A 19,275-nucleotide genomic window follows, 5' to 3' on the forward strand; every position below is an offset into this window, starting at 1 on the left:
CTGATCACTGGTCACTGATCACTGTAAAGGTTGATTAAAAATTTGTTCCACAGTCAAAGTAAGTTTAGAAAATTGCTGAGAAATAATCATTTCTTTTCCTTGAAAAACTCTTTCTTCATACAATCCTTCATCCCACTGTAAAATAGTAATGATCTGATTTTGAGGATCAATAATCCAGTATTCTGGAATCCCTAAAGCCGCATATTCGGAACGTTTGTAACGATAATCTCGTTTCCTTGATTCTGGACTCACAATTTCAACAACTAACTGGGGTGGCGTTTCAAAAACCGCCGATCGATCTAACTGTGATTGAAGGATGGAGAGGGGAAAAATCGCGAGATCAGGAATCCGAGACTTATTAACTCCAGTTCTAATTCCAGCACCTTGTAAACAAACTAAGGAGAGATTATCGGCTTTAATTTGTTGTCCAAAAATCTCTTCTAAAAACTTACTAATTAATAAATGCAATAAGGTTGGTGGATTCATTAATTCGAGCTTTCCCTCCACCAACTCATAGGAGAAATCATCTCCGTTATCATAGTTTAAATACTCTTCAAAACTGAGAGACTTTTCCTCAATTGAAAACATATAGCAGTTCGATATCTTATCTAAAAATTTGATGAACCGTTCCCCCCTTTCAAAGCCGAAGCAAAGTGAGGAGGTTAGGGGGGATTAATTTACAATTCTTATGGGATTGCTATAGTCAGTTGGGTTATTTAAAAATGATCAACTGCGTCGAGATTTTCCAATCCAACGCGCGGCAATTACACCACCAATAAAACCAAATAAATGTCCTTCCCAAGAAATACCAGCGCGAGTGGGAAGCACTCCCCAAATTAAACTACCATAAAAGACACCAACAATAATGGAAAGGGCGATCGAGGGAGTATTACGTTGGAAATAACCTCGAAATAGTAGAAAACCCAAGTAACCAAAAATTAAAATACTAGCGCCAATATGGATTGAACCCGTTTGACCAATTAGCCAAACTCCTAATCCTCCGACTAACATTGTAATTCCTGTTACTCGCCAAAAATCGCTGGTTTTTTGTAACATGGTTAGCCAACCGAGGGAGAGAAACGGAACAGTATTAGCGATTAAATGAGGAAGATTACCATGTAAAAAAGGAGCAAAAAATATCCCCCTTAATCCGATAACATTACGCGGAATAATTCCAAATCGATCGAAAGAGTAAGAGGAAATAACAAATAAATCAACTAATTCCACGACCCAAAAAATAGCGACTAATCCGAACAAAATCGTTAATTGATCTTTGAACTCTTCAAACGTTCCTTTTTCATTGTGGTAGCGAGTCATAATTCATCCTTTTGCGGTTGAGTAATTAATAGGGAACTTGTAACATTATTTAGGGACCCGAAAATACGGCAGCTTCCACATCTTCACGACTTAAGGAATAAGGAAAAGAGCGACTTAAATCCCGCTTTCCTTCCGCAGCATTGAGATAAGAAACAACAATTTCTTCTACTTCTAAACTAATTTCAGCTTGCCAATTGGAAGTGGTAATTGACCAACAGTGTAATTGTTCGCTATCTTGTTGGCAACCTAAGTCTTTTAACCATTCTTCGAGAGCGGGTAAAGGATGATTGTATAAGGGAGTATCAGCAGTGGGGAGAGACATAATTAAAGTTGGTGAATAAAGAACAAGAAAGATTTAATAATCGTAGAGGCTGGGGCAATTTCAGGAATCCGAAATGCTCCCTCGCCACGAGTCAAACCAATAATGATGACTAATAAAATACAAGTGACGAAAGTCGCACCTAAAATGAGTAAAACAAATACTTCTCCAGAGGAAAGCGGTCGATCGTTGCTGTCTAAATAAGCACTATTAACCACTTTCTTCGGGCTTTTTTCTTGTGCTTGAAAATGGAGAGGTTGTTGTATCACATTCAATCGAGAATAACCAATTTGATGGTCATATAATGCTCGACGTTGCGGATTACTTAAAGTCGCGTAGGCTTCATTGAGTGCTTGAAACTTTGCTTTGGCAATATGCTGAGGTAAATCGGTTGTGTCGGGATGATACCGTTTGCTCAAATCTCGATAAGCCCGCCGAATTTCAAGAGGAGATGCGGAGGGATGTAGCCCTAATCGCCCATAATAACTATGAGCGAATTGTTTGGAAATTGCAGTAGAAGGATTAGTGGCTGACATGATTTGAGTCTAAAGTTTGCGCCAAGATGTTAGTAAAGTTGGTGTTTTTCTCTTTATTCTATCTTGACACTCGATCGGGTGAGCATTGCGGTTAGGTTTCGTTTTGCTTCACTCAACCTACGACTATAGCAGTTCTAAATCTTATGCAAAAATTTGATGAACTATTCCCCCCTTTCAAAGGGGGGTTAGGGGGGATTAATTTACAATTAATTTAGGATTGCTATGCTTTGTTGGGTTTCGCCTTTGGCTTCACCCAACCTACGAGTGATTGGTGTTGGGTTTCGCGTAGAGACGTTCCATGGAACGTCTCTACACAACCTACGACTACTTCACCCAACCTACGACTAAATTGGATTATTGGGGCGATCGACCATAAAGTTCGGTTAGCATTCCCAATCGATCGCGCAGTTCATTGGTTAACTGATCACGACCATAGCGCCATTCCCAGTTATTCCCCAACTGACTGGGGGTATTCATTCGCGCTTCACTTCCTAAACCAAGAACATCCTGTAAGGGAATCACGGCTTGATTCGCCACTGATCCTAACGCTAAACGAATCATACTCCATTGAATCCCTTCTGAGGAAATGCCCCCTAAATACTGTCGCACAATCTCTTTTTGTTCGGCTTTGCGTTTTTTATACCAGCCAACGGTGGTGTCATTATCGTGAGTGCCAGTATAAACCAGACAATTTCGATCGTAGTAATTAAAGGGTAAATAGGGATTACCTGGACCGGAATCAAAAGCAAAATGTAACACTTTCATCCCTGGAAAATCAAATTTAGCCCGTAATGCTTCCACATCAGAGGTAATAATTCCTAAATCCTCAGCAACGATCGGTAATTCACCGAGACGTTCCCGTAAAATATGAAAGAACTTCTCTCCTGGCGCCTGTACCCAGTAGCCATTGCGAGCATCTTTTTCCCCTTGCGGCACCGCCCAAAAGGACTCAAAGCCCCGAAAATGGTCAATTCGCAATAAATCCACATAATCGAGAGTCCCTTCAAAGCGATGTAACCACCAATCAAAGCCATTGGCTTCCACTTTCTCCCAGTTATAAACGGGATTCCCCCATAATTGTCCGCCTTCGCTGAAATAATCGGGAGGAACACCCGCCATCAAAGACGGTTGACAAGTTTCTGGATCAAGGCAAAAAATCTCTTGATGAACCCAAACCGCCATGCTGTCGTGAGCAACATAAATGGGAATATCACCGAGGATTTTAACTTTTCGTTCGTTGGCGTAATTTTTCAACGCTTTCCACTGACGATAAAACTCAAACTGGAGATATTTATGATAGTAAATTTCCCATCCGAGGTGTTTTTTCCATTTCTCTAGGGTTTGCGGATCACGTTTCGCTAATCCTTCTTCCCATTCATGCCAACTGATGCCATTATGGGCTTCTTTTAACGCCATAAAAAAGGCGAAATCTTCTACCCAATACTCATGTTTATGACAAAACTCATGGTAGGGAGTGCGCTGATCTTCGGGAAGGTTCGCAAACCGTTCAAAGGCTTTTCGCAGTAATGGCATTTTTACTGCTTCGACTCGATCGAAATCGACTCTTTCTTCGGGAAGATTGGGAAATTGGGCGATTTCTTCTGGGGTTAATAGTCCTTTTTCCAATAATTGATCTGGACTAATTAATAAGGGATTGCCAGCTAAAGCTGAATAGGATAGATAGGGAGAGTTCCCAAACCCAGTGGGACCTAATGGCAAAACTTGCCACAATTGTTGTCCACTGGCGGCGAGAAAGTCCACAAATTCGTAGGCGGTTGCGCCTAAATCTCCGATTCCATAGCGACTAGGAAAGGAGGTGGGATGTAATAAAATTCCGCTTGCTCGGTCAAGTTGCATCTCTATTTTCTGATTTTACTGGGTTCTATGATACTGCCAACAGATAGCATATTCTAGGGAATATCTCCACATTATTTTAGATAAAACGCGATCGCATCTAGCATTTTTGATCAAAACTCAGTTAAGCTCATGGATGATCTGGTAAGTGAAATTGTCCCATGATGCAACAACTTGATTCTCTTTCTGACGCTGAAAACTTTATGTCTTTAGTTGATCCTTATCTCCTGAATGCTGCCCGATATATCTATCAAAAATGTTATGAGGTTTATCCCGAAAAAGCCGAACAGACTCAAGGGATTGCGATTAACCGTGAAACTTATCGCGGACAACTGATTTTTAACGAAAAACCGATTCTTCTGCCTTGGGAGTCTTTTATTCCTTCTGAGGAACTGGTTAACCATGAATCATCCTAAGATCACAAAAGTTAGGGGGGATTATCCCCCATTTTGTTTTAAAACTATACGGTTCAGTTCACCCAGAGCGGTTTTATAATGCGATCGCCCATTGTTGCGCCCAATTTAAGATTGTCCTCACCTGCTTGTCATTTTTTGCCTCACAATACAATCGCAGCAGTGGTTCAGTGCCACTAAAACGCACTAATAACCAACTATCATCTTCCAGACGAAATTTATAGCCGTCGATGGTTTGACAGTCTTTAACGCTTTGGTTGGCGATTTGCTGAGGCGGATTATTTTTTAAAACCTGTTGTACTCTTTGTTTCGCTTCTTCGTTGGCTAAAGATAAATCCACTCGATCGTAACAGGAATAAAATCCCACCGCTGCTTGTAACTCTCGATAAAGTGTTCCCAAATCTTTTTCTGCCATCACCACGGCTTCGATAACATACAATGCTGATAACAGTGCGTCTCTTTCGGGAATATGTGTTCCATAGCCGATTCCCCCTGATTCTTCTCCCCCTAACAGCACTTGCGTTTCTAACATTCGCTCGGCAATATATTTATAGCCAATGGCGGTTTCATGGAGAGGCTGTTGATATTGTTGCGCCACGAGCGGCATTAAATCTGAACCACTTACGGTTTTTACCACTTCGCCGCTAAATCCGTGATTTTTGACCAGATGAGCAATTAAAATCGGAATCAGCACTTGTGAACTGAGGAAGTTTCCTTCTCCGTCAACTGCCGCGATTCGATCGCTATCACCATCAAAGACTAATCCCACTCGTAACTGTTCGGGATGATCTGTTTTGGCTTGATGAATCGATCGAAACAAGTCGGGAATATAGCGCGGTAAGGGTTCCGGAGGATGTCCGCCAAATAACGGATCACGATTGCTATTAATTTCTGTTACCCCTTCTCCCAAAAACCGAGATAATCCCCCTGACGCAGCACCGTGCATCACATCAGCAAAAATTCTTAGTTTTCCTTGTTCGATCGCGCTTTGAATCCGTTTAATATCAACTTTTGACTGTAACTCAGCGCTGTAAGCATCCCAGGGATTAAACATTTCTAATGTTCCCGCTTCAGTCGAGGAAACCGCGTCTCCTCTGGCGAACCGCGCTTCAATTTCCGCCGTTAGTTCTCGTGTCACAGAGCCGCCAAACGCTCCCTTGATTTTAAGCCCCAAATAGTCAGCAGGATTATGACTCGCGGTTAACACAAACGCACCGAGCGCGGATTGAGTTGTCGCTGCATAACTTAACGCTGGGGTGGGAGCATAAGTATTGGCGAGATAAACATTAAAACCCGCCGCTTGTACCGCTTCAGCGGTGGTTTGGGCGAACTTTTCCGCTAAAAAGCGTCGATCGTATCCCAGCAAGATTAAATGATTTTGAGCTTGATTCCCATAATACTCGGCTAACACTTGCGCCGCGATCGGGGCTAACTGCTGCACTCGCGCAAAAGTAAAATCAGCAGCAATTACGCCACGCCAACCATCCGTCCCAAATTTTATCGGAGAATTAATCATTTGTATTGAATTATTAGTTATTACTTTGAGGAATTATCCTCGCTAAATTCTAAATTAATCAGCAACGATCGCAGCTTCATCCGCTCAATATAGGGCCAACCGCCATTTTCTTCAATATCACGGAGCAATTGATATAAATCACGGCGAGTGTCTGGAAGTGCTGGGTGAAATAATTCTTCTCGGATTTGCCAATGTAATTTCTCCAAAACCCGCAACAAAGCCAACAAAGCCAAGCTGTCGCCCTCATATTCTTTTGCAATTGCCAAAATCAGAGCCTTAATCCGTTCTGATTCCTGTGTCAACTTCTGACTTCCTTTTTCATCCATTGGCTAATAAAAGTTACAAAAATTCATATTCAACAGTCTTCGAGGCTTTCCCAGTTAGGAAAAGCAACAGTAGAGTGTACAATGCCTAATTGGATGTTCAATTAGTTTTTTGATTATCGTGTATGTTTTGGCTCTACTTTTCTTATCCCATCGGAAACCAACACGAAACTAATGCGCCCTCGTGTTAACTCAAATCTACCATCATCAGATGAGGATTAGACTGAAAAGGATAAGAATAATCAAGGGGAAGAGTTCTCTTTACCTTGAAAGTGCCAACTGGGCGCAAATTTAAGATTGCTGTAGCGGAGAGTTTTTTCAACAGAGGAATCAAGACGAATTATGAAATATCGTTCAATAATAGCCACAATCCTGGCGCTGTGTTTAGGTGTTTTAACAGCTTGCGCGGAAGAACCAAGCGAATATGTAGATAAAAGTCAACTCACTTATGATCAGGTGTTAGGAACGGGATTAGCCAACAAATGTCCTCGTTTGGCATCTAGCAGACGAGGAACAATTGAAATCGACACTAACACTATCTATAAAATTAAGGATATCTGTTTGCAACCAACGGACTTTTTCGTGAAAGAAGAACCCACCAATCGGCGTCGAGAAGCTGAGTTTGTTCCTGGGAAGCTGCTGACTCGTTCCACTTCTAGTTTGGATCAAATTATTGCGAATTTGAAACTGAATGAAGAGGGACAATTTTTGTTTGAAGAAATTGATGGGATTGATTTCCAGCCGATTACCGTACAACTCCCTGGGGGCGAACAAATTCCTTTCTTATTTACGATTAAAGGTTTAGCCGCTCAAACCGAACCAGGTTTGGACAATATCAATACTTCTACTGATTTAGAGGGGGATTTCCGAGTTCCTTCTTATCGCGGTGCTTTATTCCTTGATCCGAAAGGACGTGGGGTTGCTAGTGGTTACGATAACGCGATCGCGCTCCCAGCACAAGCGGATGATGATGAATTAGAACGAGCGAATGTGAAGCGTTACACAGAAGGAAAGGGACACATTTCTCTGCAAATTGAGAAAGTCGATCAAGTAACGGGTGAAATTGCTGGCACTTTTGACAGTGAGCAACCCTCGGATACTGATTTAGGAGCGCAAGAACCAGAAGAGGTTAAGGTTCGTGGTATTTTCTACGGACGCATTGAAAACGCAACTAGCTAATACTATTTCTAATTATCCCCCCAACCCCCCTAGGGGGGCTTAAGTTATAGGTATGTAGCGCTAATTGATCGAAATGGTATAAACGTCTTTACAAAGGGTTTCCTGAATAAAACTGAAACCTTTACCCAATGAGGCTTTAAGGCTCTTAACCCCTCAAAAAAGTGCAAGGAAATTGAACGCTCAATAGTGAAAACCCTGCATCAAAACTTTGAAATATTACCGATTAATCAACCCTCTTGCCTCTTGCCTTTTGCCTCTTGCCTTACTGAACCAACCAATGGACTTTTTCAGCAAACCCTACAAAGAACTGTCAAATTGTTCTCTTTCAATGGCTTCAAATAAGGCGCGAAAATTGCCCTCACCAAAGCCCTGAGCGCGATCGCGCCGTTCAATGAGTTCAAAAAAGAATGTCGGTTCGGCGAAAATGGGCTTAGTAAAGATTTGTAACAATAAGGGATTTCTCCTCACAGAAGCGGTTAAATCGGGTGCTTCACAATCCACTAACACTTGTGCTTGTTTGATTTTTTCCCATTCTGGTTCTGTCAAAGGAAGCTCAGAAAAACGTTCCTTGAGTTCGGTGTAATAAGTGTTAGGAACGCTTAAAAAAGAGATTCCCCTCTCTTTTAACTTTATGGTGGTTGTCGCCACATCAGAGGTACTTAAGGCAAGATGTTGAATGCCAGCGCCACGATTATAATCAATAAACTCCTGAATTTGGGAATTATCAGAACTCGGTTCATTAATGGGAAATTGCACTTCCCCATCGGGATCAACTAATACCTGTGAGTGTAAGCCCGATCGAGGCGTTTCGATGGAAAAGGCTTGTTTCCGTTGCCAACCAAAAACCTTCTCATACCACTGTACCGTAGGCGTTAAAGCCCCTCTCGCCACATTTAAAACCAGATGATCAATTCCAGTAAAGAATAACCCTGAACTTGATTCCGTTTCAGGAGGAGACTTTTCCACCCATTTCGGTTGAGAGGGAAGTAAGGGGGTAATTCCCTGACGCTCAACTAAAGTGTGAATTAATCCTGTTACCCCCAATATTTGACACCATCGGAGACAGCCTTTTTCCGTCTCCATTTTTTGTAACGGCTGTAATAAAGTGACATCTGGGGTGAGAAAGTTCGACAGTTTTTGTGCTAGTTGGGGAACATGAAAGGTTACTGCTGCCACTCCTGGCGGGTGATTTTGCAGATAATCAGCAATGGGGCTATTTTCATTTTCCGCAGCGTAAAGCACAAACACCGCTTCCCCACTTTTGACCACTTCCATCACTGTATTTTGATTGCGATGAGGTGACGCAACCGATTGAAAGCCCATCTGGGAAACAAACCAGTTACGCCATTGGGAAGCATTTTCCACGTAAAAATGAATCTGATCAATCTTCATCAAAGTCGCATCAGTTTCTTTGGTGTCTCTCCCGTCAGGATACAGTTTTTTTTAGAAAAATAAATGATTATCAGGTTGGATGTTTATTTCTGTGGGAACTGCATTCGGTTCGGCTTGCAGTGCAAATAAAATTCCCTGGGCTGCCGTATCTGGACTTAGCATTTTAGCACGATCGACCTTTAATCCTGCTTGATCCCAAAATGGCGTATTGACTCCACCAAAATAGAATAACGTCACTTTTACCCCATAACGTTTTAATTCTTCTGCAAGACATTTACTAAAGCCGACAGCCCCAAATTTTGAGGCACAATAAGCACTACCCATGGCCATGGGGTGTTTTCCTAAAATTCCGACCACGTTACAAATGTGTCCCGACTTTTGCTTTCTCATTACCTCAGCCACGGCTTGAGAGGTGTAAAAACTGCCTTTAAGATTCAGATCAAGCATGGCATCGAGATCAGCCGGTTCAATTTTTTGGTGGGGTTTGAGAATCCCAGCCCCAGCTGCATTGACTAAAACATCAATTTGACCAAATTGCGCGATCGTTTTTTCCATTAACGTTTTCACCTGTTCGGGTTGAGTGATATCAGTGGGAACACTCAATACATTTTCCCCCACCGATAACTGTGACACTAACGCCGATAAGCGGCTACTCTCTTTCGCTGCCAAAACTAGCTTTGCTCCCGTTTCTGAGAGATAATGGGTGAGGGTCGAACCAATTCCTCCCGTTGCGCCAACGATGACGATAACTTTTCCTTCCATTTTTTGTTTTACATTTCTTTACATCTTGATCTATATTAACGGGATATGATTTTGTAGGGTGGGCAAGGCAAACCCTACGGTCTATTCCTAGTTGTTGGAAAAAAGTTATAGTTGCCAGTATTAATTTGAGTCTCTAGTAATATCAATTTTAAAAGTAGATGTTACATCTTGTAGGGTGGGCATTGCCCACCCTACTCCACTTACCCATCTTAAGCTATCCAGAAGCCGATCGCGCTACCGTCCAGTAATTGCTATACTCTTGATGAGAGCTAATGTAATATCAATATAAGAGTAAAGAATGCAGCCCACCGACCCGAGCAAGTTTACGCAACAAGCCTGGGATGTCATTGTTGATTCACAAGAAGTCGCCCGTCGCTTTAAAAACCAAGAGTTAGAAGTGGAACATTTGATGCTTACCCTATTTTCCACGGAAGGGGTAGCCAATCAGATTCTAGAAGCTAAAAAAATTGATGTGTCTCGTCTTCAGCAACAGCTAGAAGTGTTCACCAACCGCCAACGCAAATCCATGCGGGTTGAACAATTGTATCTGGGACGAGGACTGGATCAACTACTCGATCGCGCCGAAAAAGCAAGACAAAGTTGGGAAGATGAGGTGATCGGTGTCGAACATCTTTTGTTAGGCTTTGCGGAAGACGATCGTGTTGGTCGTCGCGTATTACGTCCCTACAGCGTTGATCCGCAAGACATTGAAGCCGCAATTAAAGAATTTCGCGCCAATCGTCCCCCAGACCAAGAAAGCGCAGCGGAAGGGGAACAAGAGAAGGAAAAAGAAGAGGAACAAACCCCCCTCGAAAAATATGGGCGTGATCTCACCGAACAAGCAAGTGGGGGAAAACTTGACCCTGTAATTGGTCGCGATGAGGAAATTCGTCGCGTGGTACAAGTCTTGTCCCGTCGTTCTAAGAATAATCCTGTTTTAATTGGTGAACCAGGAGTGGGAAAAACCGCCATTGCGGAAGGATTAGCGCAGCGAATTGTTAACGGTGATGTTCCCGACTCCCTGAAAAACCGCAGTTTAATCGCTTTAGATATGGGGAGTTTAATCGCTGGTGCAAAATATCGCGGTGAATTTGAAGATCGGCTTCGCAAGGTGTTACATGAGGTGACTCATTCCGAAGGACAAATTGTTCTCTTTATTGATGAATTACAAACCGTTGTGGGAACAGGTTCCGGTCAAGGAACAATGGACGCAGGGAATTTATTAAAACCAATGTTAGCGCGGGGAGAATTACGCTGTATCGGTGCGACAACTTTAGACGAATATCGGAAACACATCGAAAAAGACCCCGCGTTAGAACGGCGATTTCAACAGGTTTATGTGAAACAACCTGATGTGGAAGCAACGGTTTCGATTTTACGTGGCTTGAAAGAACGTTATGAAGTCCATCATGGGGTAAAAATTACCGACTCCGCATTAGTGGCGGCGGCGAGTTTATCTGATCGTTACATAACTGAACGTTTTTTACCCGATAAGGCGATCGATCTCGTGGATGAGGCGGCAGCAAAATTAAAAATGGAGATTACCTCCAAACCTACCGAATTGGAAAGCATCGATCGACGTTTGATGCAATTACAGATGGAGAAACTCTCGTTGGAAGGAGAAGACGAATTAGCGAAAAATAATTCCAGCGCTTATCGTTCCGCAAAAGAACGTCTAGAGAAAATTCAACAGGAAATGGAGGAACTGGAAAGTAGCCAGAAAGAATTATCTTCCCAATGGCAATCAGAAAAACAGATGTTAGAAGAAATTAATGCCTTGAAAGAAGAAGAAGATCAGCTACGAGTACAAGTAGAACAAGCGGAACGAGAATATGATCTCGAAAAAGCGGCGCAGTTGAAGTATGGACAATTAGAAGGATTACAACGCCAACGGGAAAATAAAGAAAGTAAATTATTAGATATGCAGTCTCAAGGGCGAACCTTGCTGCGGGAACAGGTGACAGAATCGGATATAGCGGAAATCGTCGCTAAATGGACGAGTATTCCCGTTAATCGCTTGTTAGAGTCGGAACGACAGAGACTGTTAGGATTAGAAGGCTATTTACACGAACGGGTTATCGGTCAAAAAGAGGCAGTTTCCGCCGTTTCTGCTGCCATTCGTCGCGCTAGGGCTGGAATGAAAGACCCCGCACGTCCGATCGGTTCTTTCTTGTTTATGGGACCCACTGGCGTTGGCAAAACCGAACTCGCCCGCGCTATGGCAGAATTTCTATTCGATACAGAAGAATCATTGATTCGCATTGATATGTCCGAATATATGGAGAAACATTCCGTTTCCCGTTTAGTCGGCGCACCCCCTGGCTATGTCGGCTATGAAGAAGGGGGACAACTTTCGGAACAGATTCGCCGTCGTCCTTATTCTGTGGTGCTTTTAGATGAAGTAGAAAAGGCGCATCCTGATGTTTTTAATATCCTTCTCCAAGTGTTAGACGATGGACGCATTACGGATTCACAAGGGCGAGTCATTGATTTTCGGAATACAATTATTGTGATGACCAGCAACATCGGGGGTGATGATATCTTACAGTTTTCTCAAGAAGATTCTCAGTATGAACAAATGCGGAAGAAAGTTTTGGAAGCATTACGAACCCATTTCCGTCCCGAATTTTTGAATCGTATTGATGATCTGATTATTTTCCATACTTTGAAACGAGAAGAACTCGCAGAAATTATTACCATTCAACTGCGACGCATCGAGAAACTGTTATCTCAACAAAAACTAACTATTAAATTGACAGCCGCCGCTCAAAATTATTTAGTTGATGTGGGATATGATCCCGTATATGGCGCACGTCCGCTAAAACGAGCGATTCAACGGGAGTTAGAAAACCCAATTGCAACTAAAATCCTAGAAATGGCATTTGGAGAAGGGGATACAATTCTTGTCGATTGTGTTGAGAATCAACTGGTTTTCAAAAAAGAAGAAGAAGCGCCATCAGTAGCGGTGGAAGTCGTATCTTAATCAGTTTTAGTGGGGAATTGGTGCGAATACAGTTTAAAGCGAGATGAACTTAAAACAATTTTGGCAAAATTTCGGTGAAGCTGCGGTTTATTATCCTCAGTTAGCACAGAAAATGGGGGGAGTTAGTGCTGCCATTCTTTATCAGATTTTGGGACGTTGGTTGAATCAATCTTCAACAGTACAGTGTTCCTTAAAAGAGATTACAGACGCAACAGGATTAAGTGAAGCGGAACAAAAGTTAGCCAGAGAAGAGTTAAAAGCGCGATCGGTGCTAGAATTTAAGCTGATGCGGTCTCAACCCGAAATTTATTCCTATACCCTGAATTTTGAGCAATTAGAACAATTAATTCTCAATGATTCAGCAGTGGAAAAAACCAGCACTGTTAAACGTGATCCCTATTTTCCACCGCGCCGTCAACCGATCGCAGTTAGCGTCACCCCACACTATCAGTTTAGTGGACCTTGGCGATCGCAACAACAATTAGAAGCCTTCCAAGACGCGCTTTTAAGTTATGCCAAACAACAAGGATATTCTAATCCAGGCGGATGGGTTTTTAAAATTATTGATGGCATTTCTAAAGGAATTAAATCGCCATTTTGGGACGAATTTATTGCCGAAAAACCATTAGGAAGCAGTCAAAAAATTCAACAGGAATGGGAAATTGAACCTGGTGTTCCTTATCCCGCCTTTGAAAGTGAACGCATCCAATATTATACTCATAAAGGAGAACCCTTAGAATCCGCAGTAGCGAAAGCTCGATCGGAATTGAGAAATCCAGTAAAAGCGAAAGACCTCTGGGAAGGATTTTTAAGGAAGTGCGATCGCATCGCCAATGACGCATTAAAAGCAAAAAAAGCAGGAGTAGAAACCCCTTATCTTCCGCCTTCGTTTAGTGAACAATCAACAGTCACCAAAGCCAGCGTCATGGAAAAACTGTCTCAACTACAAGGAGATTCTTCCTTATTAGAAGCAGAAAACCCACCCGAAAAAACCTTATCAGAAGAAGAAGAAACTTCCTCAGACATTCCCAGTTTAGAGTCTTTAAATAATTTATATCAATCACCAATTACCCAAAATTGGGTAGAAGAACAAATTGCCAAACATCCCGAATGGGGCTATACAATTAGGGAAGGAAAAGTCATTGATCAATACCCATTCTAGTTATTTGTTATTTGTTATTTGTTATTCGTTATTCGTTATTTGGTCACTGATTACTGGTCACTGATTACTGGTCACTGGTCACTGATCACTGGTCACTGATCACTGGTCACTGATCACTGTAATAGAATTATGGAACATTTAAGTAAAATTAATTTCCTTTACACAGGAAGAACGATTCCTTCTCAATCAGAAAGAAAACGAATTTATGAACAGAAAGAAAAAGAACAACAAGAACAAAGAGAACAAAAACTGAGAGAACTTCGTTTGCTAGGAGAGTCTCACCCTGAGAAGATATTAAAGGAAACCAATTATCAATAATAGAGATTCAACAATTATGAATGCACTCTCAATACCAACTTGGATCGTTCATGTTTCCAGTGTCATTGAATGGATCGTCGCAATTTGGTTAATTTGGCGTTACGGTGAAATCACTGGCGAGAAAAAATGGTGGGGACTCTCCTTAGCCATGTTTCCCGCATTAGTTAGCGCCATGTGCGCCGTCACTTGGCACTTTTTCGATAATGCAGAATCTCTCGATTGGCTAGTCATTCTCCAGGCTGGTATGACCTTATTAGGAAATATTACCCTTTGTGCCGCCGCTTGGTGGATTTGGCGAACCTCTCCGTCTTCCCCCTCAAGTTAAACTGGATAGGTAGAATTGTCATTAAAGCTCAACTTCATCTTATGACTGAAAACGCTTCTCCGAAAGCTCAATATAATGAAACTTCTCATTCTCACCCTCACTCGGATTTTGCAAGTCATCCCCATGTCCATAGTGAGGAATCTTTACGGCGGATTGTCAATCGTCTCTCGCGCTTAGAGGGACATATTAGGGGGGTGAAAACAATGGTTTCTGAAAGCCGTTCTTGTCCAGAGGTATTAATGCAAATTGCGGCGGTGAGAGGAGCGTTAGATCGCGTCGCGCGGATGATTCTAGACGAACATTTGAGTGAATGTATCACTCGCGCCTCAAAAGAAGGGAACATTGACACGGAATTGGAAGAACTGAAAGCAGCGCTCGATCGATTTCTCCCCTAATCAAGTAGAGACGTGCCTTGGTACGTCTCTACTTGATTTTTATCCAATAGGGATCAGTAATCCCTTGTAACTGCTGTTGGGTTTCGCTTTCCTCCACCCAACCTACTTTTTCTAAATTAGCAAAAGGTAAACAGTAGGGTGGGCACTGCCCACCTTTTTAAGATGAATGACTTTCGCAATCTTCAATCTACTTGACAGCAGATATTAAGTTAAACAACGAACAAGCATCTAGCTATCCCATCAGAACCGTAATTTTTGCCCCCCAACCCCCCAAGTTTGGGGGGCTTGAAACAGAAAGTGGAAACTTAACCATTTCTTAACTTAGTTAGGCAAATTAACTAATATAATATAAGAGTGGCTAACTTTAACTGATCAATAACCAAGACAGTTTAAGAATAAGTCACTTTTCGGCGGTGAGTTACATCGTGTCAGCCTGTGGACTGGTTAACGCCGACGTTGCCAGGAAAAGCCCTGAGCGGAAAGAAGCAGGAAGTGGACATCAGAGTAAATCAGGTTTTGAGTAAACGTGGTTAAGTTTGAGTAAGTTCCTCATAACGGCTTAACCGAAGCCCACTTTTTCCATAACATTGAGGATAACTATAAGTTAAAATCAGGACTGGTAAGCATTTCCAGTCCTAATTTCAATTTAACTAACATGGCAACCAGTGACCTGAATTTTTCTTCTCCTCCCCAAGAAACATCACCCTCTCCGCAAGTGAAACTCCCCACAATGTTTCGCTTAGGATTATTCCAAATGGCGTTAGGTGTGATGTCTATTTTAACTCTTGGTGTTCTCAATCGAGTGATGATTAGTGAGTTAGGCATCCCTGCCACGATTGCCGCTGGCACATTAGCGTTAAGCCAGTTTGTCGCCCCGGCGCGAGTTTGGTTCGGACAACTCTCTGATAGTAAAACGATTTTCGGACTCCATCGCAGTGGTTATGTTTGGGTGGGAACGGCGTTATTTACGTTTGCGGCTTTTCTCGCGGTACAAGTAATGTGGCAATTGGGAGATTCAATTAGAGAAGCGGGAGGCTGGTTTTGGAGTGGAGAAACGGTCTTTTTTACCGCTTTATTGGGCTTGATTTTTATCTTTTATGGGTTAGCTTTAAGTGCGAGTTCCACTCCTTTTGCTGCGCTTTTAGTAGATATTTCTGAGGAAGAAAATCGATCGAGGCTGGTGGGAACGGTTTGGTCGATGTTAATGGTGGGAATTGTAATTGGCGGTGTTAGCGGCGGAATTTTACTCAGCATCATTCAACAAGAGGGAGTGATTTGGAGTGCTAATGTCGGCAGTTTATTACTGAGTAATGAAAAGGTAATACAAACGCCACTGGAAACATTACAAGGAGGAATCAATCGCCTATTTATTGTTGTTCCTTTGGTGGTTTTCGGATTAGCATTTCTTGCCACTTGGGGCATCGAAAAAAAATACTCTCGCTACAAAAGTCGTTCCACAGTTGCCGATCGCGAAGACAGTGTAACATTAGGACGAGCAATTAGAGTGTTAACAGCCAGTCGTCAAACAGGCTTATTTTTTAGCTTTCTGATTATGATGACCATCAGTTTATTTATGCAGGAAGCAGTCTTAGAACCTTATGGGGGCGAAGTGTTTGATTTACCGATTTCTCAAACTACCCAATTAAATGCGTTTTGGGGATTAGGAACATTAATTGGTGTCAGTAGTACAGGATTTTTAGTTGTTCCTCGCATCGGAAAACAAAATACAACTCGTTTGGGATGTTTATTAGTCGCTGGAAGTTTTATCCTGATTATTCTGTCGGGATTAACTCAAGAAGCAGTGGTTTTAAAATCAGCAGTGTTTCTGTTTGGATTAGCGGCGGGTTTGACAACCACTGGGGCGATTAGTTTAATGTTAGACTTGACCGCAGCGGAAACCGCTGGAACGTTTATTGGTGCTTGGGGGTTAGCGCAAGCGTTAGCCCGCGCTATGGCGACATTAGCAGGTGGGATTGTTTTGGATGTGGGAAAAGCGTTATTTACTGCGCCAGTGTTCGCTTATGGGTTAGTATTTGGATTGCAGGCTTTGGGAATGTTAGGCGCGATCGGGCTTTTGAATCGGGTTGATGTCTCAGAGTTTCGCACGACCACAAATCAAGCAATTTCTACGGTGATGGAAGGGGATTTAGACGGATGAGAGAACAGATTTTAGAAGATGCTTTCGCTTTTAGTCAAAGTTTGACGAAACGCATTGGAGAAACTCTAAGCCAACAGTTTGGGAAGGTACAAGCGCAACATAAACCCGACGGATCACTGGTGACAGATTCTGATCAATGGGCAGATGAGCAAATTCGCAGCGCGATCGCCTCTCAATTCCCCGATCATGGCGTACTCACCGAGGAAACCGTTCATATCTTCCCAGACAAGGAATGGTGTTGGGTGATTGATCCCATTGATGGCACAACGAACTTTACACGGGGGATTCCCGTTTGGGGGATTTCTATGGGGTTACTTTATCGCGGAGTGCCCGTGTTTGGATATGTTCATTTTCCGATTTTGCAACAATCCTTTCATGGTTTCTGGTTGACAGGTTCAGGATTAAGCGGCGAAAATGGTGCTTATCGCAACGGGGAAGTGATTAAAAGCAGTCCTGATGAACCGAGTCAGAGTCATTTGTTTAGTTTGTGCGCCCGCAGTACCTCGGTTTTTAAGCAGTCTTTACCCTGTAAAACTCGCGTGGTTGGGGTTTGTACCTATAGCTTTTTATTGGTTGCTAGTGGCGCAGCTTTAGGCGCGATCGAAGCGATTCCGAAAGTGTGGGATATCGCAGCCGTATGGGCGATCGTGCAAGCAGCAGGAGGAAAATTTGTTCCCCAGACTCCCACCTCGGTTTTCCCATTAGAAGCGGGAGTGGATTACGGGAAAAAACCCTTACCGACATTGGTCGTCAGTCGCAGTGAATTAATTTCGGTATTTCAGCCTTTAGTGCAAGAGATGGGATAATTTCAAATCACAGGAAAATAAGTTATAATGTTTTTCCGTGCCAGCATAGCTCAGTGGTAGAGCAACTCACTCGTAATGAGTAGGTCGTCGGTTCAAATCCGATTGCTGGCTCTTTTTTTGTTGTACAGTCAGAAGTAGGTTGGGTGGAGGGAAACGAAACCCAACACCAATATTCGTTATTCGTTATTTGTTATTTGTTATTTGTTGTTTGTTGTTGATCACTGATTACTGATTACTGGTCACTGGTCACTGATTACTGGTCACTGATTATGCGATTCAAGGCTGGCTAGAAGTTGCTAGTGAACAAGAAGACCTCGATCCAGAAAAGCATTAGAGTAAAGTGTCATCATTGGAAAACTCGATCGCGCTTCCGATTAATTAAATACAAGAATTGTGTTTTGTCAGGAACGGGCTAACATTTTTTGCCGTCTAGTTTTGACAATTTCTGGCACATATTTATTTTTATCGGTTTGTCCATTAAAACCCAATCGTTCATAAACCATACCACCGATTCCAGGGATTACTTCACCTGATTTGTTACGCTCATCATCACGGGCAAAGTAAAAGAACTGAAACTTCTGATAGATATCTTCTTCAAACTCGGCTTTGAGTTTTTCTTCTGCACCTTGATAAATGACAGGGGCGACAACAAAAATCTGTTCAGGTTCGATTTTTTGAATGAGGTTCGTTAAATTGGTTTTGACAACACAAGCGCCAGAAATAATGGATTTTACAATAATTAAATAGTTAACCTTGGCTTGAGTCGGTTCTTGGTATTTTTTGAGAATTGGGGCGACTTGCAAGTCTGGAATGTCGAAGGGAGAGAAGCGTTGATTCCAGAAGCAAGCAAAGGAAATGTCCTGATAACAGGTTTCTAAGCGAGAGAGAACGCCTTTTGCTAAATAGTCAGCATCTTCTACGGTAGAAGCTAGATAAATCTTGGGCTGATTTTCTGTAATTTTATTGAGAAAGATATCGCCAAAGGATTCACCGAGAGATGTCATGGCTTGGCGGTACTCGGTGGGAGACACTTGTTTATCGGCTAGGGTATCTAGTAGTTGTTGCGTGTGGGGGGTGTTGTATGGCGAATCGTGTCTTGACATTGGCGCAACCTATATTTTTGAAGTCCCACCAGTAGAGAACTGATGGGACTTCGCCTTTGCTACTATAGCTCACAAGGTGCTAGTCTGTTATAGACAAATATCTTTATTGCCCTGGTCGCTTGCTAAAAAGGCAGAGGCGAACTCAGCGCTTACATTCATAAATTTAACACGAAAATAATCAGGTAGTGATGAAAATTAAAGTTGTAATCTGGCAAGAAGATGGCGTTTGGTGCGGTTCTGTTCCTGCTTTACCTGGATGTCATACTTGGGGAGACAGCTACGAACATCTCCTAGAAATGCTACAAGATGCGATTCAAGGCTGGCTAGAAGTTGCTAGCGAACAAGAAGACCTCGATCCAGAAAAGCATTAGAGTAAAGTGTCATCATTGGGAAACTCGATCGCGCTTCCGATTA

General features: G+C 42.5%; 20 protein-coding genes and 1 tRNA gene. 11 read left to right on the forward strand and 10 right to left on the reverse strand.

Annotated features, from left to right (window positions below; translation table 11 throughout):
* Positions 1-18: 18 nt before the first annotated feature.
* The 5 genes from DACSA_RS13515 to malQ form a co-directional block, all read right to left on the reverse strand.
* The gene (locus tag DACSA_RS13515) at positions 19-588 is read right to left on the reverse strand and encodes a Uma2 family endonuclease (protein ID WP_015230292.1); all 570 of its coding nucleotides are present in this window, start codon (positions 586-588) and stop codon (positions 19-21) included.
* A 138-nt stretch (positions 589-726) separates the two neighbouring features.
* A complete protein-coding gene (locus DACSA_RS13520) occupies positions 727-1,317 on the reverse strand; it encodes a rhomboid family intramembrane serine protease (protein ID WP_015230293.1) in 591 nt (196 codons plus the stop codon).
* A gap of 49 nt (positions 1,318-1,366) precedes the next feature.
* A complete protein-coding gene (locus tag DACSA_RS13525) occupies positions 1,367-1,639 on the reverse strand; it encodes a DUF3143 domain-containing protein (RefSeq protein WP_015230294.1) in 273 nt (90 codons plus the stop codon).
* 2 nt (positions 1,640-1,641) lie between these two features.
* Complete coding sequence (locus DACSA_RS13530; RefSeq protein WP_015230295.1) at positions 1,642-2,172, reverse strand: J domain-containing protein; 531 nt, start codon at positions 2,170-2,172, stop codon at positions 1,642-1,644.
* 354 nt (positions 2,173-2,526) lie between these two features.
* The gene (malQ, locus tag DACSA_RS13535; protein ID WP_015230296.1) at positions 2,527-4,029 is read right to left on the reverse strand and encodes a 4-alpha-glucanotransferase; all 1,503 of its coding nucleotides are present in this window, start codon (positions 4,027-4,029) and stop codon (positions 2,527-2,529) included.
* A 158-nt stretch (positions 4,030-4,187) separates the two neighbouring features.
* Here malQ and DACSA_RS13540 point away from each other — a divergent pair, with 158 nt between their 5' ends.
* Positions 4,188-4,442, forward strand: a complete 255-nt coding sequence (locus DACSA_RS13540; protein WP_015230297.1) for a hypothetical protein — start codon at positions 4,188-4,190, stop codon at positions 4,440-4,442.
* A gap of 73 nt (positions 4,443-4,515) precedes the next feature.
* On the opposite strand, the gene DACSA_RS13545 is transcribed toward DACSA_RS13540, so the two are convergent.
* Entirely contained in the window at positions 4,516-5,955 is a 1,440-nt protein-coding gene (locus DACSA_RS13545; protein WP_015230298.1) for a phosphoglucomutase/phosphomannomutase family protein, read from the reverse strand.
* Between the two features lie 20 nt (positions 5,956-5,975).
* Positions 5,976-6,281 (reverse strand): hypothetical protein, encoded by a 306-nt coding sequence (locus tag DACSA_RS13550; protein ID WP_015230299.1) that lies wholly within the window; start codon positions 6,279-6,281, stop codon positions 5,976-5,978.
* A 339-nt stretch (positions 6,282-6,620) separates the two neighbouring features.
* On the opposite strand from DACSA_RS13550, the gene psbO reads away from it, so the two are divergent.
* Positions 6,621-7,457, forward strand: coding sequence for a photosystem II manganese-stabilizing polypeptide (gene psbO, locus DACSA_RS13555; protein ID WP_015230300.1), 837 nt, complete (start codon positions 6,621-6,623; stop codon positions 7,455-7,457).
* A 297-nt stretch (positions 7,458-7,754) separates the two neighbouring features.
* Here psbO and hppD read toward each other — a convergent pair whose 3' ends face one another.
* Positions 7,755-8,849: a 4-hydroxyphenylpyruvate dioxygenase gene (gene hppD / locus DACSA_RS13560; RefSeq protein WP_015230301.1), complete on the reverse strand. Its 1,095-nt coding sequence runs from the start codon at positions 8,847-8,849 to the stop codon at positions 7,755-7,757.
* Positions 8,850-8,900: 51 nt separating this feature from the next.
* Positions 8,901-9,611 carry an SDR family oxidoreductase gene (locus DACSA_RS13565; RefSeq protein ID WP_015230302.1) on the reverse strand — a complete coding sequence of 237 codons (711 nt, stop codon included), beginning with the start codon at positions 9,609-9,611 and terminating at the stop codon, positions 8,901-8,903.
* Positions 9,612-9,909: 298 nt separating this feature from the next.
* On the opposite strand from DACSA_RS13565, the gene clpB reads away from it, so the two are divergent.
* The 8 genes from clpB to DACSA_RS13605 all read left to right on the forward strand — a co-directional run bounded on the left by clpB (position 9,910) and on the right by DACSA_RS13605 (position 17,869).
* The gene (gene clpB, locus DACSA_RS13570) at positions 9,910-12,594 is read left to right on the forward strand and encodes an ATP-dependent chaperone ClpB (RefSeq protein WP_015230303.1); all 2,685 of its coding nucleotides are present in this window, start codon (positions 9,910-9,912) and stop codon (positions 12,592-12,594) included.
* 43 nt (positions 12,595-12,637) lie between these two features.
* Entirely contained in the window at positions 12,638-13,756 is a 1,119-nt protein-coding gene (locus DACSA_RS13575; RefSeq protein WP_015230304.1) for a hypothetical protein, read from the forward strand.
* 129 nt (positions 13,757-13,885) lie between these two features.
* Positions 13,886-14,074 carry a hypothetical protein gene (locus DACSA_RS13580; protein ID WP_015230305.1) on the forward strand — a complete coding sequence of 63 codons (189 nt, stop codon included), beginning with the start codon at positions 13,886-13,888 and terminating at the stop codon, positions 14,072-14,074.
* 16 nt (positions 14,075-14,090) lie between these two features.
* Positions 14,091-14,399 carry a DUF2499 domain-containing protein gene (locus DACSA_RS13585; RefSeq protein ID WP_015230306.1) on the forward strand — a complete coding sequence of 103 codons (309 nt, stop codon included), beginning with the start codon at positions 14,091-14,093 and terminating at the stop codon, positions 14,397-14,399.
* Positions 14,400-14,440: 41 nt separating this feature from the next.
* Positions 14,441-14,794: a metal-sensing transcriptional repressor gene (locus DACSA_RS13590; RefSeq protein ID WP_015230307.1), complete on the forward strand. Its 354-nt coding sequence runs from the start codon at positions 14,441-14,443 to the stop codon at positions 14,792-14,794.
* Positions 14,795-15,449: 655 nt separating this feature from the next.
* On the forward strand, positions 15,450-16,952 hold the full coding sequence (locus DACSA_RS13595; protein WP_015230308.1) for a BCD family MFS transporter: 1,503 nt from the start codon (positions 15,450-15,452) through the stop codon (positions 16,950-16,952).
* Positions 16,949-17,758 (forward strand): inositol monophosphatase family protein, encoded by an 810-nt coding sequence (locus DACSA_RS13600; protein ID WP_015230309.1) that lies wholly within the window; start codon positions 16,949-16,951, stop codon positions 17,756-17,758. The genes DACSA_RS13595 and DACSA_RS13600 overlap by 4 nt, the downstream gene beginning before the upstream one ends.
* Before the next feature lie 39 nt (positions 17,759-17,797).
* Positions 17,798-17,869, forward strand: a tRNA-Thr gene (locus DACSA_RS13605).
* Positions 17,870-18,159: 290 nt separating this feature from the next.
* On the opposite strand, the gene DACSA_RS13610 is transcribed toward DACSA_RS13605, so the two are convergent.
* Positions 18,160-18,861 (reverse strand): hypothetical protein, encoded by a 702-nt coding sequence (locus DACSA_RS13610; RefSeq protein ID WP_015230310.1) that lies wholly within the window; start codon positions 18,859-18,861, stop codon positions 18,160-18,162.
* A gap of 188 nt (positions 18,862-19,049) precedes the next feature.
* Between DACSA_RS13610 and DACSA_RS13615 the strand changes: the two genes are divergently transcribed.
* A complete protein-coding gene (locus DACSA_RS13615; RefSeq protein ID WP_015230311.1) occupies positions 19,050-19,232 on the forward strand; it encodes a type II toxin-antitoxin system HicB family antitoxin in 183 nt (60 codons plus the stop codon).
* Positions 19,233-19,275 lie beyond the last annotated feature (43 nt).

Origin of the sequence: Dactylococcopsis salina PCC 8305, from assembly GCF_000317615.1 — a bacterium.
GTDB classification, from domain to species: domain Bacteria; phylum Cyanobacteriota; class Cyanobacteriia; order Cyanobacteriales; family Rubidibacteraceae; genus Halothece; species Halothece salina.

Bases quoted from the DNA above. Each gene is read 5' to 3' on its own strand.
- DACSA_RS13540 (WP_015230297.1), top strand. From the start codon at position 4,188: ATGATGCAACAACTTGATTCTCTTTCTGACGCTGAAAACTTTATGTCT.
- DACSA_RS13550 (WP_015230299.1), bottom strand. From the start codon at position 6,281: ATGGATGAAAAAGGAAGTCAGAAGTTGACACAGGAATCAGAACGGATT.
- DACSA_RS13565 (WP_015230302.1), bottom strand. From the start codon at position 9,611: ATGGAAGGAAAAGTTATCGTCATCGTTGGCGCAACGGGAGGAATTGGT.
- DACSA_RS13575 (WP_015230304.1), top strand. From the start codon at position 12,638: ATGAACTTAAAACAATTTTGGCAAAATTTCGGTGAAGCTGCGGTTTAT.
- DACSA_RS13580 (WP_015230305.1), top strand. From the start codon at position 13,886: ATGGAACATTTAAGTAAAATTAATTTCCTTTACACAGGAAGAACGATT.
- malQ (WP_015230296.1), bottom strand. From the start codon at position 4,029: ATGCAACTTGACCGAGCAAGCGGAATTTTATTACATCCCACCTCCTTT.
- clpB (WP_015230303.1), top strand. From the start codon at position 9,910: ATGCAGCCCACCGACCCGAGCAAGTTTACGCAACAAGCCTGGGATGTC.
- hppD (WP_015230301.1), bottom strand. From the start codon at position 8,849: ATGAAGATTGATCAGATTCATTTTTACGTGGAAAATGCTTCCCAATGG.
- DACSA_RS13610 (WP_015230310.1), bottom strand. From the start codon at position 18,861: ATGTCAAGACACGATTCGCCATACAACACCCCCCACACGCAACAACTA.
- DACSA_RS13600 (WP_015230309.1), top strand. From the start codon at position 16,949: ATGAGAGAACAGATTTTAGAAGATGCTTTCGCTTTTAGTCAAAGTTTG.
- DACSA_RS13615 (WP_015230311.1), top strand. From the start codon at position 19,050: ATGAAAATTAAAGTTGTAATCTGGCAAGAAGATGGCGTTTGGTGCGGT.
- DACSA_RS13520 (WP_015230293.1), bottom strand. From the start codon at position 1,317: ATGACTCGCTACCACAATGAAAAAGGAACGTTTGAAGAGTTCAAAGAT.
- DACSA_RS13530 (WP_015230295.1), bottom strand. From the start codon at position 2,172: ATGTCAGCCACTAATCCTTCTACTGCAATTTCCAAACAATTCGCTCAT.
- DACSA_RS13525 (WP_015230294.1), bottom strand. From the start codon at position 1,639: ATGTCTCTCCCCACTGCTGATACTCCCTTATACAATCATCCTTTACCC.
- DACSA_RS13515 (WP_015230292.1), bottom strand. From the start codon at position 588: ATGTTTTCAATTGAGGAAAAGTCTCTCAGTTTTGAAGAGTATTTAAAC.
- DACSA_RS13595 (WP_015230308.1), top strand. From the start codon at position 15,450: ATGGCAACCAGTGACCTGAATTTTTCTTCTCCTCCCCAAGAAACATCA.
- psbO (WP_015230300.1), top strand. From the start codon at position 6,621: ATGAAATATCGTTCAATAATAGCCACAATCCTGGCGCTGTGTTTAGGT.
- DACSA_RS13590 (WP_015230307.1), top strand. From the start codon at position 14,441: ATGACTGAAAACGCTTCTCCGAAAGCTCAATATAATGAAACTTCTCAT.
- DACSA_RS13545 (WP_015230298.1), bottom strand. From the start codon at position 5,955: ATGATTAATTCTCCGATAAAATTTGGGACGGATGGTTGGCGTGGCGTA.
- DACSA_RS13585 (WP_015230306.1), top strand. From the start codon at position 14,091: ATGAATGCACTCTCAATACCAACTTGGATCGTTCATGTTTCCAGTGTC.